Here is a 15,318-nt window from a genome sequence, read left to right as displayed (position 1 = left end):
ACGCCTGGGCAGCCGCGAGGCGTGCGGCGAGGTCTGCCGCGGACGTGACATCGCACGTCCCGACCGGCCTCGCCGCAGCGGAGGACTTCCGATCAAATATCGTCGTCGGGCTCCGGACCAGCCATCAGGCCCTCGGCAACCTGCTCGGTGCGGCCGCGGATCGCGGCTTCCAACCGGTTGCAGACCTCGGGATTCTCGCGCAGAAAATTCTTCGAATTCTCGCGTCCCTGGCCGATGCGGATGCTGTCATAGCTGAACCAGGCGCCAGACTTCTCGACAAGACCCGCCTTCACGCCGAGATCGAGAATCTCGCCGATCTTGGAAATGCCCTCGCCATACATGATGTCGAATTCGACCTGCTTGAACGGCGGCGCGACCTTGTTCTTGACCACCTTCACGCGGGTGGCGTTGCCGATGATCTCGTCACGGTCCTTGATCTGGCCGGTGCGGCGGATATCGAGGCGGACCGAAGCGTAGAACTTCAGCGCGTTGCCGCCCGTCGTCGTCTCCGGGTTGCCGTACATCACGCCGATCTTCATGCGCAGCTGGTTGATGAAGATCACCATGCAGCGCGAGCGGCTGATCGAGCCGGTCAGCTTGCGCAGGCTCTGCGACATGAGACGCGCCTGGAGACCGACATGGCTGTCGCCCATCTCGCCTTCGATTTCGGCGCGCGGCACCAGGGCTGCGACCGAATCGACCACCAGCACGTCGATCGCGTTCGAACGGACCAGCGTGTCGGTAATCTCGAGCGCCTGCTCGCCGGTATCGGGCTGCGACACGATCAGTTCGTCGATGTTGACGCCGAGCTTCTTCGCATAGACCGGATCCAGCGCGTGCTCGGCATCCACGAATGCCGCCACGCCGCCATTCTTCTGCGCCTCGGCGATGACGTGCAGCGCCAGCGTCGTCTTGCCCGAACTTTCGGGACCATAGACTTCGATTACGCGGCCGCGCGGCAGGCCGCCGACACCGAGCGCGATGTCGAGACCGAGCGAACCGGTGGAAATCGCCTCGACCTGCATCGTCTCCTTCGAGCCCAGCCGCATGGCCGAACCTTTGCCAAAGGCGCGGTCGATCTGCGCGAGGGCGGCGTCGAGCGCCTTCTGCTTGTCCGTGGGATTGGCCATATTGCCGTCGATCACCTTGAGAGATGCTGCCATTGGGAAGCCCCGTCGCTAGAGGGTTTGCGCACTGCGTTCAACCGTGTTGGATCCCATGTATTCCATTTGTTCCTGTGGAACAAGAGGGGAACTCGCTAGAGCGTTTGCAGCAGAGCGCGGCGGTGGCTAGCGGTGCGCGATGAGCATGATCGTCGGCCACGTATCCGCCCTCGCCCGCTACCCGGTGAAATCCATGGCCGGCGAGCCGGTGGCTGTGGCGGAAATGGACTGGCAGGGCTTGGAGGGCGACCGGCAATACGCCTTTGTCCGTGCCGCGAACGGCACGCGCTTTCCCTGGCTCACCGCGCGCGAGGTGCCGGGCATGGTCCTCCACCGCGCTCGCTTCGCCGATGGGGCCGCGCCCAAGACGAGCGCCGTCGAGGTGGAGGCACCCGACGGCGGCATACGCTCGCTCCACGATGCCGGGCTGATGGCGCATCTTGCCGAGGCCGCCCGAGAGTCGGTGTCGCTGATCCAGGTGGCCCGCGGCGTCTATGATTCAATGCCGGTATCCCTCCAGACCAGCGCCGGCCACCGCGCCTTGGAGCGCGCGCATGGCGGGCCGATCGATCCACGCCGCTTCCGTATCAACATTACGATCGAGAGCGAGCTGCTGCCCGAACACTGGCAGGGCCTGCGCCTCGCCTTCGGGGACCCGAGCGAGGACGGCGCGATCGTGCAATGCGCGGATCCCATTCAGCGCTGCGTACTGATTACCATCGATCCGGATACGGGGGCAAAGGATCCGACAATTCTGCGTAGCGTCGCGCAGCATTTTTCGGCGTGCTACGGCCTTTATTCGGCACCGGCGCGGCCTGGGCTGATCCGTGTCGGCGATCCGGTGCGGGTGCTGGGATAACGTCGGCCGCCGTCCAGGCGGAAGCCCGGATCCAGACGCCGTGCTGCCAGGGCGGGAGCCGGCCCGTTGCCCCTATGGGTTCCGGTTTTCGCCGGAACGAAGGAAGGAGGGAGGGGGAAGGCACGTGTGCCCCCCCCTCCCCATCTTACTTCTCCGCCTTGCCCGTCCACTGGTTCATCCAGCCGAGCACCTCGCCATACCATTGCAGCGAGTTCTTCGGCTTCAGCACCCAGTGGTTCTCGTCCGGGAATACGAGCAGCTTGGATGGGATCTCCCGCCGCTGCAGGGCGGTGAAGGCGGCGAGCCCCTGGGTGTAGGGGATGCGGAAATCCTTCTCGCTGGTAATGACCAGCTGCGGGGTCTTCCAGGCAGCGACATGGTTAACCGGGTTCCAGCGCTCGAATGCGTTCGGATCCTCGAAATAGGCCTTGCCGCCATGTTCCCACTCGTCGAACCAGAGCTCTTCGGTCTCATAAGCCATGGCGCGGGCGTCGAATACACCGTCATGCTGGACGATGCACTTGAACCGATCCGGCCACTGCCCTTCGATCCAGTTCATCATGTATCCACCGTAGGAAGCGCCGAGCGCGCAGGCATTGTCGCTATCGAGAAAGGAAAAGCGATCGGTCGCGGCCTTGAGGCCCTTTTTCAGATCCTCGAGCGGCCAGCCGCCCCAATTGTTGCGGATCGCATCGGTGAAGGCCTGACCATAGCCCGTCGAGCCATGAAAATCGACCGCAACGACCGCATAGCCCGCGCCGGCGAACACCGCAGGGTTCCAGCGAAACGACCAGCTATTGCCCATGCTACCCTGCGGACCGCCATGGACGATGAACGCGATCGGCGCCTTGGCGCCCGCCGCAAGCCCCGCCGGCTTGGCGACATAGCCCCAGACGGTATCGCCATTGGCCCCGTTGAAGCTGTAGCGGGTGACCTCGGGCATCGCGATACCGGCCAGCTTCTCGGCGTTGACGGCGGTGAGCCGGCTGCTCTTCTTGCCCTTCAGCCAATAGAAATCGTCGGGGGCGGTAAGGCTGTTCATCGCATAGACGAGGCCGCCCCTGGTCGGCACCACGGCCGAGACGCTGCCCTGTTGCGTCAGCCGATCGACCTTGCCTTCCAGCGAGACCGAGAAGATCGGCTCTTCCTGCACATCCTGCGCGGTGACGTAGATGGTCCGGGAGTCCGGCGCCCAGGCAATGGAAGCGACCGAACGATCCCACTTCTCCGTCAGCGCACGAACGTCGCCCGTTGCGAGGTTGCGGAGCATCAGCACCTGGCGATCGGCCTCATAGCCCGGCCGCGCCATGGCGAACCAGGCGAGCCACTTCCCGTCCGGCGACGGTGTCGGCAGATTGTCCATGCCGCCATTGGCCTTGGTCAGGTTTACCGGGGCCGCGGCGCCATCCGCGGGCACGGCAAAAATGTCGAGATTGGTCGAGAGCGATTCGATCCGGCCCGCCTCGCGCAATGCGAAGTAGATGGTTTTGCTGTCGGCGCTCCACGCAACTTCCTCGCCACCGCCCGAGGGCTTAGAGGGCGTATCGCCGATCAGCCCCCCTTCGATTGCGACGCCGTCACCGGTTGCACCCTGCGCCCCGAAGGGCAGAACGAAGAGCTGCGAGCGAGTGCCGTCCGCCCAGCTATCCCAGTGCCGCACGAAGAGCTGTTGATACACGCGGCCCGAGCCGGCGTTCGGGTTCTTCTTCTCCATCGCAGGCGCAACGGTGGGCGCGCCGGGCTTGCGATCGGCCCAGACGAGGAGCTTGGAACCGTCCGGCGAGACCTTGAAGCCGCTGAAGCCACCCTGGATATGGGTCAGCTGGGTAGGCGTCCCGCCGGTGATCGACACACTCCACACCGCGTCCTCACCGCCCTTGTCGGATTGGAACCACACGGTCTTCCCATCGGCCGAGAATTGCGGCGCGGTTTCGTTGACCAGCGGCTCGGCGACCAGCTTTTCCGGCTTGGCGCGCTTGGCGGTCAGGTCGAGGCGCCACAGGTCGTAACGCCCCTTGTTGGCGGCAAGATCGGTTTCGCGTTGCTGCCAGACGAGCCAATGGCCGTCGGGCGATACGGCGGGCGCGCCCACGCGGGAGAGGCCGACAACGTCCTGGATGGTGAGATCTCGCGCCGAGGCCGGCGCAGCGATGGCGGCGAGCGCGACGCTCGCGACGAGGAACTGCTTCATGCGGCCACGATAGCCACAAGGTATCGTCCGATACAATCGCCACCATGCGGTGACCGGACCGACGATCAGCGGCTGCCGGTGATCCGGGCGATTTCGCGCGCGACGATCTGCTCGACGAGCTGGGGCAGATTCTGGTCCAGCCAGTCACGCAGCATCGGCTTCAGCATCTCGCGGACCAGGCCTTCGAGCGTGTCGGAGCCGGGTACCTGCGGCTTCACGATCAGCCGGGACAGCGCCTCGAGCTTCTCGCGGCTGGCCTCTGCGACGCGATCGGAGAGGATCGGGTCGACCGGGGCAGCTGGCGGCGGGGGCACATCGGCGATCGGCTCGCGCAGTTCGAGCACATCCTCGTGCGGCCCTTCCGCTCCAGCTTCCACATGAGGCTCGTCTTCGACTTCAGACTCGATCTCGGGCACCGCGCGCAACGGCCGACCGCGCGCGAACGCGCCGGGTTCGTCATCGGCGATGATCCGTTTAATCGATGCGAGGATTTCCTCCATCGACGGCTCGCTGCTGGCAGTCCCCATCGCGTCCATCCTGGCGTTCGAGTACGAGCGCCCTCAATCAGGGATTCGGCCGGTCGCTGTCAACCGGACGCTGGAGCGTCGGATCCAGCGGCGCGCCAATTACTTCTGCTCCCTGCGGCGGGGTGGCACGGGTACTGGTCGCCACCGGCTTGGGCGTCTTGTCGTCGCGCCAGTCGTTGATGCGATTTCGGACGCGCGCATAATTGACGTTGGGGTCGTACAGCAGGCGGCTGTCGAAATTGAGATCTTTCGCCTGTGCGCGGCCCATCGCCGCAAGCAAGCTGAATCCCGCGACATAAGCGTCGCGCTCGGCGGTGACATACTGGACCTGAGAGTTGAGCAGTTCCTGCTCGGCGTTCAGGATGTCGAGAATGGTGCGTGTGCCGACGCTGTTTTCGGCGCGCACGCCTTCGAGGCTGAGCTGGTTGGCCTGCACGGCGGTACGCGACGATTCGATGACGCGCAGCGCCGCCTGGTAGCTCGCATAGGCCGACCGGGCCTGGGCGATCACGCCGCGTTCGGTGAGCGTCACCTGCTCAATCGCAGCGCCTTCCAGGGCCTGCGCCTGTCGGACCTGCGCGGCCGGGCGGCCGGCCTGGAATAGCGGCAGCGTCACCTGCACGCCGAGCGTCGCGCTCGTCGTGGCGTTGGGGACATTCGAGGTGACGCCCGATGCGCCGCCGACGCTGCCGATGGAGCCGAGATAATTGGAGTAGTTGCCGCCCACGCCGAGACTGACCTGCGGAAGCCGCCCGGCCTTCGCAACCCGCGTATCATAGCGCGTGGCATCGCGGGCGAGCTGGGCTGCTTCCAGGAAGGGATTGTTGGCCAGCGCCACCTGCTCGGCGGACTGGACATCTTCCGGCAGGTTCGGCAGCGGCGGCGGCGGTGCCAACACGCCGGGCGCGGTACCGACGACTCGGATATAGGTTTCGCGGCTGCCGATCAGCTGCGCCTCCGCGCTGCGCAGCTGGGACTGGGCAAGCGCCAGGCGCGCCTCGGACTGGGCGACGTCGGTACGGGTCAGATCCCCGACCTGGAAGCGGTCGCGCGTGGCCTGGAGGTTCACCTCGAGAACGTGAACATTTTCCTGGTTGAGCCGAACGATCGATTCGTCGCGGATCACGTTCAGATAGGCGGTGACCGTCTGGGTGAAGATGTCGGCTTCGGTGCCGCGCAAATTGGCGCGCCCGGCGTTCACGCGCACCTCGGCGGCACGCACTGAATTGCGAATCCGGCCACCATTGTAGATCGGCTGAGACAGGTTGATTCCCAGCTGCGCCTGACGCGACGGAGTCAACGGATTCGAGGCCGTGTTGTACAGACTGTCATTCCCGCTGCCGGTGGCATTCAGACCGGGCAGCCCCTGCGACCGAGCAATGGGAACATTTTCATCGTTTGCGCGCTGATTCGCGCGTTGACCCTGGAGATCCGGGTTCGTCGCATAGGCTTGCGAAAGCGCGTCCTGCAACGTCGTCGTCGGCGCAGCGGTTTTGGCGCCGGGCGACGGCACGTCCTGCCGACCGCTGGGTGCGGTCTGGGCAAACGCCGGGGCCCCGAGGGAAACGAGGCTCACACCAATGAGCAAAATGTTCAGTCGCATGAGCCCCGCTTTTAAGGTTAAAAGGTAAATTTTCTCGGTTTTTCAAAGCCTGGAAGCGTCGCAACTTCGACGTCCAGAAAGTCTGCCAGACCGAAGCCCCCTTCGGTACGACGGCCGACCGCAAGCCGCGTAACCCCGCGATCGATAACCCCCGTTACGATCCGGCCGCCAACCTTGACCTGGTCGACGATGACCTGCGGCAATTCCTCGACGGCGCCGTCGATCACGATCAGATCATAGGGGCCTCGCGCGGCCCAGCCCGCGTTCAGCGGCCCCTGGACCAGCTCTACATTCGCCGCGCCGGCAAGACCGCCGCGTGCGATCGCAAGGAGCGCAGGCTCTTCTTCGAGCGCGACGACCGAGGCGACCAGCGTCGACAGGAGCGCCGCGGCATACCCACCTGCGGCACCGATCAGCAGAACATGGTCGCTCGGCTGCAACTCCGCCTCGGTCAGCAGCCGGCCTGTCGCCAGCGGCGAATCATGGCGGCGGCCATTGCCGAGCGGCAGCAGCGTGTCACGATAGGCGAGCGCGCGCTGATCGGTCGGCAGGAACACTTCGCGCGGCACCTGCGACATCGCAGTGACCACACGGGGGTCGTTCACCGCGTTGGTACGCAGCTGGCTCGCCACCATGGCGTGGCGCATCGCTTCGAAACGGGGCGCTTCGAGGGGCGCAGGGTCGACCATAAGGGCCATCATCACTCCGCTTGTCGCACAACCGTATTAGCTGTGCAATACACTAGTTGCTATCCCGAGGCTTCTATCGTGCCGTTCGGGACTCGCCAAGCGAGCGAAGCGTTATTTTGAAACTCTGTTGACATTACCCCCGGCCCGAGGGCATTTGCCGCGCCTCACCTCCGGATGGCCCGATGGCGGAATGGTGACGCAGCGGACTGCAAATCCGTATATGCCGGTTCGATTCCGGCTCGGGCCTCCACCGGCGCCAAGCGGCGTCTTTTCCCGGCTTTTACATAGGCGATGGGCGCCCGCTGCCCCGTGCAGCGAACGCCCGTCCCGTCGATAAGCCGTGCTTAGCGGCCGTTGCGGCAGTCGCCACCGTCGACTGCGCGACCGGCAAGCGCGCCCGCACCCGCGCCGATGATCATGCCGGTGCCGCTGCGGCGATACGAACTGCCGCGGCCAATCTCGCCGCCCAGCAGGCCGCCGGCGATCGCGCCCAGGATCGTACCCGTCGTGCCGTCGCTGCAGCGCTGGCGATAATAGCGGTCGCGATAGGCGTAGCGCGGACGGTCGCCGCGATAATCCCGGTACTCCCGATAATCACGATAGTCCCGGGCATCGCGATACCCATCGCGATAGTCGCGATCATAATGGTTGTAGCCATCGCGATAGCCCCAGTCCTGAGCGGCCGCCGGGGTCGCGGCGATCGAACCGGTCATCAGCGTGGCAGCCATGGTGGCGCCGATCAGAAACTTCTTCATGTCTTCATCTCCTCGCGGCGGCAGCTTGTGCCGCCGTCTGAAGCCTGATTCGCACATCGCGACTGTTCCCAGCCTGAATGCGCTCGTTAGGTAATATTCAGGCAATGCCGCGGCCCAGAACGGGACGCGCGCTGCGCCCGCGCAGGCGGAACCATGACACCTGGGAAACGTTATTTTGCACGATATGGAGGGAACCGCCCAATGTACGATTTCGGCATCCGACGCGCGCTGAGCGGCTACCGCCCGGCCTATCGCCCGCACGAAACCAATGCTTGCCCCGGCTGCGGGCAGTCGCACTGGATTGTGGGCCGGATGACGGCGGAGTGCGCCTTCTGTTGCACTGCTCTGCCGCTCCACCATGGTACGATCGGCGGCAGTGCCTTGCATGCCCGCCCTGCGCACCCCCCGCTGGCAGCCTGAACCGTGACCAGCATCGCTTCCACCTCGCCGATCGAGCGAATCGCGCGCGTGATCGCCGCGGAGATGCTGAGCCCCAATGCCGAAGGAGCGGGTGAACTGAGCCGCCCGGTGAGCGAGATCGTGGATACCATCTGGTCGCGCGAAACCGATCGCGCCCTGGCGGTGCTGCGCACGCTGCGCGAGCCTACCGCAATCATGATCGAGGCCGGCCGCGCCGCCGGCGACGATCCTGCCCGGATCTGGAGCGCAATGGTGAACGCGGCTATTGCCGAGGCAACGGCTCCGGCGGCGTGAACTCGGGTTTGTCGGCGGCGTTTTGTTCGCTATGCGCGGTGCCATGCATGATGCCCCGCTGACACTCTACAATTCGCTTTCCCGTTCGCTCGAGCCGTTCCAGCCGCTCGATCCCGAAAAAGGCGTGCGGGTCTATTCGTGTGGCCCGACCGTCTACAATTACGCCCATCTCGGAAACCTGCGCGCCTATGTGTTCACCGACACGCTGAGTCGGGTGCTGCGCTGGAAGGGCTATCCGCTTACCCACATCATCAACATCACCGATGTCGGGCACCTAACGTCGGACGCCGATGCCGGTGACGACAAGATGGAAGCGGCCGCCCGCGCCCAGGCGCGGAGCATCTGGGACATCGCCGCGCATTATACCGCTGCGTTCAAGCAGAACGTCGCCGACCTCAACATCACCGACCCAAGCAAATGGTCGGTGGCGACCGATCACATCCAGCAGATGATCGCCTTCGCCGAAAAGATCGCACCCGAGCATTGCTACGAGCTCGACTCGGGCCTCTATTTCGACGTGACGACGGTGCCTGACTATGGCCGCCTGGCCGGTGCCGCAGACGATGCCGCCGAAAGCCGGATCGATCCCGTCGACGGCAAGCGCCATCCGCAGGACTTCGCGATCTGGCGCAAGTCGCCGCCGGGCGAGCAGCGCCAGATGGAATGGGATTCGCCCTGGGGCAAAGGTGCGCCGGGCTGGCATCTCGAATGCTCGGTGATGAGCATCCAGTATCTTGGCGCGCCGTTCGACATCCATACCGGCGGCATCGACCATCGCGAGATCCACCATCCGAACGAGATCGCGCAAAACCAGGCCTATTGCGGCTGCGGCGATACCGGCGCGCATTTCTGGATGCACAACAATTTCCTGGTCGACCGACAGGGGAAGATGTCCAAGTCCAAGGGCGGCTTCACCACGCTCCAGTCGCTGATCGACGCCGGGGTCCACCCCCTCGCCTATCGCCTGCTGTGCCTGCAGGCGCAGTATCGCAGCGAGCTGGAATTCTCGGCCGAGAACCTCGCCGCCGCGCTCACCCGGCTCAAGCGGCTGGTGATGACGGTGACCGCGCTCCGTACCCGCGCCGAGGGCGAAGGTACCGCACCGGCGGCGTGGCTCGAGAAGCTCGACGCAGCCGTGTCGGACGATCTCAACACGCCCAAGGCGCTGCCGGTGCTCGACGAGATGCTGGCCGACAAGCGCACCGCGCCGGCGGATCGGCTGGCCGCGCTCGCCGAGTTCGACAAGGTTCTGGGCCTGCGGCTTTCCGAGCTGACCCGCGAGGAACTGCGCGTGCGGCCCAAGGAGGCGACGATCACGCCCGAGGCGATCGCCGACCTGCTGGTCGAGCGCAAGGAAGCCCGGGTGGTGAAGGATTTCCAGCGCTCCGATCGCATCCGCGACGATCTCGTCGCGGCAGGGGTCGAAGTGATGGACGGCGACCCGCTTGGCTGGGACTGGAAGCCGGCGCTGTAGGCATCCCCGTTTCCTCCCCCGCCAGGGGGAGGAAGCACGACGGCCGAGAGGTTCTGGCATCCTCCCCCTCCGACCCGCTGGCGCAGGCCACCTCCCCCTGGCGGGGGAGGATATGGCTGGTTCGCAAATCGCCTCTTGCCTTCCCGCCGGTACCTCCCCCACAAAACGCGACGATTTTTCGGGGGAAGCAATGCGCGGGCAAGTGTTGGGCGTGGATCGGTCGAGCGGCGAAGGCCAGATTTCGGGCGAGGACGGCAGCCGCTATGTCTTCACCCAGGAAGACTGGAGCGACAGCCGCCACCCCGCCGTCGGCGCCAAGGTCGATTTCGACGTCGACGGCAAGCGCGCCCGCCGCATCTTCCGCCTGCTCGAGGGCGGCGACCTGCCGGCCCCCACGGGCGAACCGCGCAGCAAGATCGTCGCTGCGGTGCTTGCCCTGTTCCTGGGTACGCTCGGCATCCACCGTTTCTATCTCGGCAGAACCGGGTCGGGCGTGGTGATGCTGCTGCTCACCTGCACCATCGTCGGCGCGCTGGTCACCGGCGTCTGGGCGTTCGTCGACGCGATCCGTTACCTGCTGATGAGCGATACCGAGTTCGCGCAGCGCTATCCGCGCCGCTGATCAGGCGCCGAGGAATTCGGGCACCAGTCCCCAGACCTGTTCCAGCTGGTCGCGCGTGATGCTGTAGGGCGGCATCACGTACACCGTGTTGCCGAGCGGACGGAGCAACACGCCGCGGTCGCGCGCAAAGGCCATCAGTCGCGGCGCGATCGCCGAGAGATAACCATTTTCCGGCTGCTCGATCTCCAGCGCGGCGATCGTGCCGATGCGGCGGTGACCGACCAGGCCCGGGATGTCTGCCAGCCCATCCAGCGCCGCCTGCTGCCATGCGCCCAGCTGCGCGATGCGTTCCAGCACCGGCTCGTCGCGCCAGATCGCGAGGTTGGCCACGGCGGCGGCGCAGGCGATCGGGTTGGCGGTGTAGCTGGAGGAGTGGAAGAACATCCGCGCCCGATCCTCGGACACATGCGCCGCGAAGATCGGCGCGGTCGCCAACGTCACCGCCAGCGGGATCGCGCCGCCGGTGATGCCCTTCGAAAGGCACAGGATGTCGGGCACCACGCCCGCCTGTTCGCACGCCGTCAGCGTGCCGGTGCGGCCCCAGCCGGTCATCACCTCGTCGGCGATGAACAGCACGCCGTGACGCGTGCAGATGGCGCGCATCTCGGCGAGTAGCGCGGGGCTATAGAAGAGCATCCCCCCTGCCCCCAGCACCAGCGGCTCGACGATGAAGGCAGCGGCACCGGCACGGCATTCGGCCTCCAGCGCGTCGAGCGTTGCCTGCTCGGCCCCCGCGCTGGGAAAAGGAATGGTGCCGACGTCGAACAGCAGCGGCTGATAGGGCCGGTTGAACACCCCGCGCGCACCGACCGACATGCCGCCGATCGTGTCGCCGTGATAGCTGTGTTCGAGCACGAGGATGCGGCTGCGATCCTCGCCGCGATTGTGCCAGTAGCCGAGCGCCATCTTGAGCGCGACTTCCACCGCCGTCGAGCCGCTGTCGCTGAAGAAGATATGTTCGAGCGCGTCCGGCAGGATCTTCCGCAGCCCGGCGGCGAGCGTCTCGGCCGGTTCGTGGGTCCAGCCGGCGAAGATGATCTGGTCGAGCTTGCCCGCCTGCTCGGCGATCGCCGCCATGATCCGCGGGTTGCAATGGCCGTGCGTCGTCACCCACCAGGACGAGATCGCATCGATGAAGCTGCGGCCGTCCGCGGTATGGATCACCGCGTCGCGGGCATGGTTGACCATCGGGATCGGCTCGCCGAGGCCATGCTGGGTGAAGGGGTGCCAGACCGAGGACATCAGGCGAAGTCCGCCAGGTCGAAGGCGTCGGCGAACGCCTGGGCGAGCGCGTCGGGCGTCAGCTCGGGCAGCATCGGCAGGCGGCCGAGGCGCTTGACCTTGCCGATCTGCGCGATGGTCGCCTCGCTGTCCTCGACTGGATCGCCGACGAACGCGATGCCGTGGATCGGCACCCCGCGCGCGCGAAGTGCCTCGATCGAGAGCAGGCTGTGGTTGATCGTGCCCAGCGCGGTGCGCGCGACCAGCACCACCGGCTTGCCCCAGCGGGCGAAGACATCGGCGTAGAGGATCTCGCGGGTCACCGGCACCAGGGCGCCGCCAGCCCCTTCCACTACCAGCGGCCCGTCGACTTCCGGCAGCGCGAGGCGATCCAGGTTGATGCGGACGCCGTCAATCTCGGCAGCCAGGTGCGGGGAGCAGGGCGTCACCAGACGATAGGCCTCGGGAAGAATATACTCGATCGGCAGGCCGGACAGCGTCGTGGTGCGCGCGCTGTCGCTGCCGTCGTCCAGGCCTGCCTGAATGGGCTTCCAGTAACGGGCGCCGAGCGCGCCGGCCAGCGCTGCGGCGAAAACGGTCTTGCCGATACCGGTATCGGTACCGGTGACGATGAACGTCTGGGTCATGCTGCGATGGGCTCGATTGCGGGAAGAAGCGTCGCCAGCCGCTCCGCGAGCGCGGCGATCTGGCCGAGCGACACGTTGTTGGTGATCGAGATGCGCAGGCGCGAGGTGCCCGCCGGAACGGTTGGCGGCCGGATGCCGCGGACGTCGAAGCCGCTTTCCTGCAACGCCCCGGCGACCGCCATGGTCCGCGCATCGTCGCCGAGGATCAGCGGCAGGATCTGGGTGGCGCCAGCAGGGACGCCGAGCGGCGCGAGCGCGGTTCGGGCGGCGGCGATCCGCTCTGCCAGCGCAGACCGCAGATCGTGCCCTTCCGCCACGATACGCAGCGCCGCCCGCACCGCGGTCGCCATCAGCGGCGACGGCGCAGTGGAGAAGATGAACGCGCGCCCGCGATTGACGAGAAAGTCGCGGACGATCGCCGGCCCGGTGACCAGCGCGCCCTCGCAGCCCAGCGCCTTGCCGCAGGTGTGCAGCGTAATCAGGTTCGTGGTCGGAAGGCCGTGGGCCAGCCCCTGCCCCTGCGGGCCGTATACGCCGGTCGCATGCGCCTCGTCGACGAGCAGGACCGCGCCTTCCTGCTCGGCAAGCGCAGACAACTCGGCGAGCGGCGCGACATCGCCGTCCATGCTGTAGAGGCTCTCGACCGCGATCCAGACTCGTCCCGCCCCGCCGTCGCGGCGCCACCCGGCCATTGCCTCGGCGAAGGCGGCAACGTCGTTATGCGCCGCCTGCCGGGCTTCCGCGCGTCCAAGGCGCATGCCTTCATGGGCGCTGGCATGGATGAGCGCGTCGAACAGCACCAGGTCGCCCCGCTGCGGCAAGGTCGCGAGCAGCGCCGCGTTGGCCGCATAGCCGCTGGAGAAATACAGCGCCGACTCTCGCCCAAAAAACGCCGCGGCCTCGGCCTCGACGGCTTCATGCTCGGGATGGTTGCCGCGCAGCAGCCGCGAGCCGCCCGAACCGATCGGCACGCCGCGCGCCAGCGCCGACGCCACCGCGTCGCGCAGGACGGGCGAGTCGGAAAGGCCGAGATAATCGTTGGACGCGAAGTCCGCGCCCGCGCGGGCGATCAGCCTGCGCCTGCGGCCGCGGGTGGCAAGATCGGCAAGATCGCGCGCCTGTGCTTCGAATGCATGCATCGCGGGCCGGCTACACCCGGCCGTACCCGCGTGCAATCGATCTGCTTTCGTTTACCCCAGGAGGGTAAGAAAATGCTTGCGTAGATTTACCCCAGCCGGGTAAGGCGCCCGCATGACGACGTTAGCCGGTTCCAAGATCCGCCAGTTTCGCGAGGAACGCACCCTCACCCGCGCTGCCTTTGGTGCCTGGTTCGATACGCCAGGCTCGACCGTGCAGGGCTGGGAGACGGACGGCAAACGCGCCAACACCAAGGTGATGAATCAGATCGCGGCGATGGGAATCGCCGATCATGCGGATTGGCACGTCGCCGTCCGCGACGTGGAGAGTGCAATGGCAAGCTGGACCCCCGATAGCTGGACGCGCGCCGAAGCGCGTCAGATGCCGCAATATCCGGACAAGGGCGCGCTCGACGCGGCCACCCGGCAACTTAGCAGCTATCCGCCGCTGGTGTTCGCAGGCGAGGCACGCGAGCTGACCGGGGCGCTCGCAAAGGTGTCCCGCGGCGAGGCCTTCCTGCTCCAGGGCGGCGACTGTGCCGAGAGCTTCGCCGAGTTCCACCCGAACAACATCCGCGACACCTTCCGCGTGATCTTGCAGATGGCGGTGGTGCTCACCTTCGCCTCTAAGCTGCCAACGGTGAAGCTGGGCCGCATGGCGGGCCAGTTCGCCAAGCCGCGCTCGGCCGATACCGAGGTGATCGACGGCGTCGAACTGCCGAGCTACCGCGGTGACAACGTCAACGACATCGCGTTCACCCCCGAAGCGCGTATCCCCGATCCGCAGCGGATGGTGCAGGGCTACAGCCAGTCGGCGGCGACGCTCAACCTGCTGCGCGCCTTTGCCGGCGGCGGTTATGCGAATTTGCATCAGGTCCACAAATGGACGCTCGACTTCATGGGCAAGAGCCCCTGGTCGGCGAAGTTTGCCGACGTCGCCGACCGGATCGGCGAATCGCTCGACTTCATGGAAGCGTGCGGGATCAACCCGGATACCGTGCCGCAGCTGAAAGGTACCGATTTCTACACCAGCCATGAGGCGCTGCTCCTTCCCTATGAGCAGGCGCTGACCCGGCAGGACAGCCTTACCGGGGACTGGTACGACACCTCGGCCCACTTCCTATGGATCGGCGACCGCACGCGCTTCGAGGGCTCGTCGCACGTCGAATTCCTGCGCGGCATCGGCAATCCGATCGGCATGAAGTGCGGACCGAGCCTGGAGCCGGACGCACTGCTGCGGCTGCTGGATACGCTCAACCCGGGCCGTGTGCCGGGGCGGATGACGCTGATCACCCGCTATGGCCATGACAAGATCGAGGCGGGCCTGCCCAAATTGGTCCGCGCAGTGAAGCGCGAAGGCCATCCGGTGGTGTGGAGCTGCGACCCGATGCACGGCAACGTCGTCAAGGCTGCGAACGGCTACAAGACGCGGCCGTTCGAACGGATCCTCGCCGAGGTACGGGGGTTCTTCGCCGTCCACCGCGCGGAAGGCACCTTCGCCGGCGGCATCCACGCCGAGATGACCGGGCAAAATGTAACGGAGTGCACCGGCGGCGCGATCGCGATCACCGAACAGGGCCTGGCCGATCGCTACCACACGCATTGCGACCCGCGCCTCAATGCGGGTCAGAGCCTGGAACTGGCATTCCTGCTTGCCGAGATGCTCAACGACGAGATGGCCGAACGCCGCAAGGCGGCTGCGTAAGGCCCGGCGGGG

At 66.3% G+C, this 15,318-nt stretch carries 14 protein-coding genes and 1 tRNA gene; 6 read left to right on the top strand and 9 right to left on the bottom strand.

All coding sequences use genetic code 11. The features are described from left to right. Positions 1-92: 92 nt before the first annotated feature. Entirely contained in the window at positions 93-1,163 is a 1,071-nt protein-coding gene (recA, locus tag A7X12_RS17115; RefSeq protein WP_064312673.1) for a recombinase RecA, read from the bottom strand. A 139-nt stretch (positions 1,164-1,302) separates the two neighbouring features. Between recA and A7X12_RS17110 the strand changes: the two genes are divergently transcribed. Further along, complete coding sequence (locus A7X12_RS17110; protein WP_064312672.1) at positions 1,303-2,022, top strand: MOSC domain-containing protein; 720 nt, start codon at positions 1,303-1,305, stop codon at positions 2,020-2,022. Between the two features lie 145 nt (positions 2,023-2,167). Here the strand turns inward: A7X12_RS17110 and A7X12_RS17105 are convergent, their stop codons facing one another. From A7X12_RS17105 to A7X12_RS17090, 4 genes are all read right to left on the bottom strand, one after another. Next, positions 2,168-4,213: an alpha/beta hydrolase family protein gene (locus tag A7X12_RS17105; protein ID WP_064312671.1), complete on the bottom strand. Its 2,046-nt coding sequence runs from the start codon at positions 4,211-4,213 to the stop codon at positions 2,168-2,170. A gap of 65 nt (positions 4,214-4,278) precedes the next feature. Beyond that, complete coding sequence (locus A7X12_RS17100) at positions 4,279-4,740, bottom strand: DUF2497 domain-containing protein (RefSeq protein WP_064313026.1); 462 nt, start codon at positions 4,738-4,740, stop codon at positions 4,279-4,281. Positions 4,741-4,777: 37 nt separating this feature from the next. Continuing rightward, positions 4,778-6,343 carry a TolC family outer membrane protein gene (locus A7X12_RS17095; protein ID WP_064312670.1) on the bottom strand — a complete coding sequence of 522 codons (1,566 nt, stop codon included), beginning with the start codon at positions 6,341-6,343 and terminating at the stop codon, positions 4,778-4,780. Between the two features lie 17 nt (positions 6,344-6,360). Next, positions 6,361-7,044 (bottom strand): protein-L-isoaspartate O-methyltransferase family protein, encoded by a 684-nt coding sequence (locus A7X12_RS17090; RefSeq protein WP_232318558.1) that lies wholly within the window; start codon positions 7,042-7,044, stop codon positions 6,361-6,363. A 164-nt stretch (positions 7,045-7,208) separates the two neighbouring features. On the opposite strand from A7X12_RS17090, the gene A7X12_RS17085 reads away from it, so the two are divergent. Next, positions 7,209-7,282: transfer RNA gene (locus A7X12_RS17085), tRNA-Cys, on the top strand. A gap of 94 nt (positions 7,283-7,376) precedes the next feature. Here the strand turns inward: A7X12_RS17085 and A7X12_RS17080 are convergent. After that, the gene (locus tag A7X12_RS17080) at positions 7,377-7,787 is read right to left on the bottom strand and encodes a glycine zipper 2TM domain-containing protein (RefSeq protein WP_064312669.1); all 411 of its coding nucleotides are present in this window, start codon (positions 7,785-7,787) and stop codon (positions 7,377-7,379) included. Positions 7,788-8,210: 423 nt separating this feature from the next. Between A7X12_RS17080 and A7X12_RS17075 the strand changes: the two genes are divergently transcribed. From A7X12_RS17075 to A7X12_RS17065, 3 genes are all read left to right on the top strand, one after another. Beyond that, entirely contained in the window at positions 8,211-8,501 is a 291-nt protein-coding gene (locus A7X12_RS17075) for a hypothetical protein (protein ID WP_084445632.1), read from the top strand. 31 nt (positions 8,502-8,532) lie between these two features. Further along, positions 8,533-9,975, top strand: coding sequence for a cysteine--tRNA ligase (gene cysS / locus A7X12_RS17070; RefSeq protein WP_064312668.1), 1,443 nt, complete (start codon positions 8,533-8,535; stop codon positions 9,973-9,975). Positions 9,976-10,165: 190 nt separating this feature from the next. Further along, the gene (locus A7X12_RS17065) at positions 10,166-10,597 is read left to right on the top strand and encodes a TM2 domain-containing protein (protein ID WP_064312667.1); all 432 of its coding nucleotides are present in this window, start codon (positions 10,166-10,168) and stop codon (positions 10,595-10,597) included. Here A7X12_RS17065 and A7X12_RS17060 read toward each other — a convergent pair whose 3' ends face one another. From A7X12_RS17060 to A7X12_RS17050, 3 genes are read right to left on the bottom strand one after another with little or no spacing between them, the layout of a single operon-like run. Continuing rightward, positions 10,598-11,839 (bottom strand): adenosylmethionine--8-amino-7-oxononanoate transaminase, encoded by a 1,242-nt coding sequence (locus tag A7X12_RS17060; protein ID WP_064312666.1) that lies wholly within the window; start codon positions 11,837-11,839, stop codon positions 10,598-10,600. It abuts the gene before it with no gap. After that, positions 11,839-12,465, bottom strand: a complete 627-nt coding sequence (gene bioD / locus A7X12_RS17055) for a dethiobiotin synthase (RefSeq protein ID WP_064312665.1) — start codon at positions 12,463-12,465, stop codon at positions 11,839-11,841. The genes A7X12_RS17060 and bioD overlap by 1 nt, the downstream gene beginning before the upstream one ends. Next, positions 12,462-13,604 (bottom strand): 8-amino-7-oxononanoate synthase, encoded by a 1,143-nt coding sequence (locus tag A7X12_RS17050; protein ID WP_064312664.1) that lies wholly within the window; start codon positions 13,602-13,604, stop codon positions 12,462-12,464. The genes bioD and A7X12_RS17050 overlap by 4 nt, the downstream gene beginning before the upstream one ends. A 331-nt stretch (positions 13,605-13,935) precedes the next feature. On the opposite strand from A7X12_RS17050, the gene A7X12_RS17045 reads away from it, so the two are divergent. Beyond that, complete coding sequence (locus A7X12_RS17045; protein WP_198162080.1) at positions 13,936-15,306, top strand: class II 3-deoxy-7-phosphoheptulonate synthase; 1,371 nt, start codon at positions 13,936-13,938, stop codon at positions 15,304-15,306. The last annotated feature ends 12 nt before the right edge of the window (positions 15,307-15,318 follow it).

Origin of the sequence: Sphingomonas sp. TDK1 (assembly GCF_001650735.1) — a bacterium.
In the GTDB taxonomy this organism is placed as follows: domain Bacteria; phylum Pseudomonadota; class Alphaproteobacteria; order Sphingomonadales; family Sphingomonadaceae; genus Sphingomonas.
The sequence above is the reverse complement of the archived record's forward strand: the minus strand, read 5'-3'. Positions and strand labels throughout refer to the sequence as shown.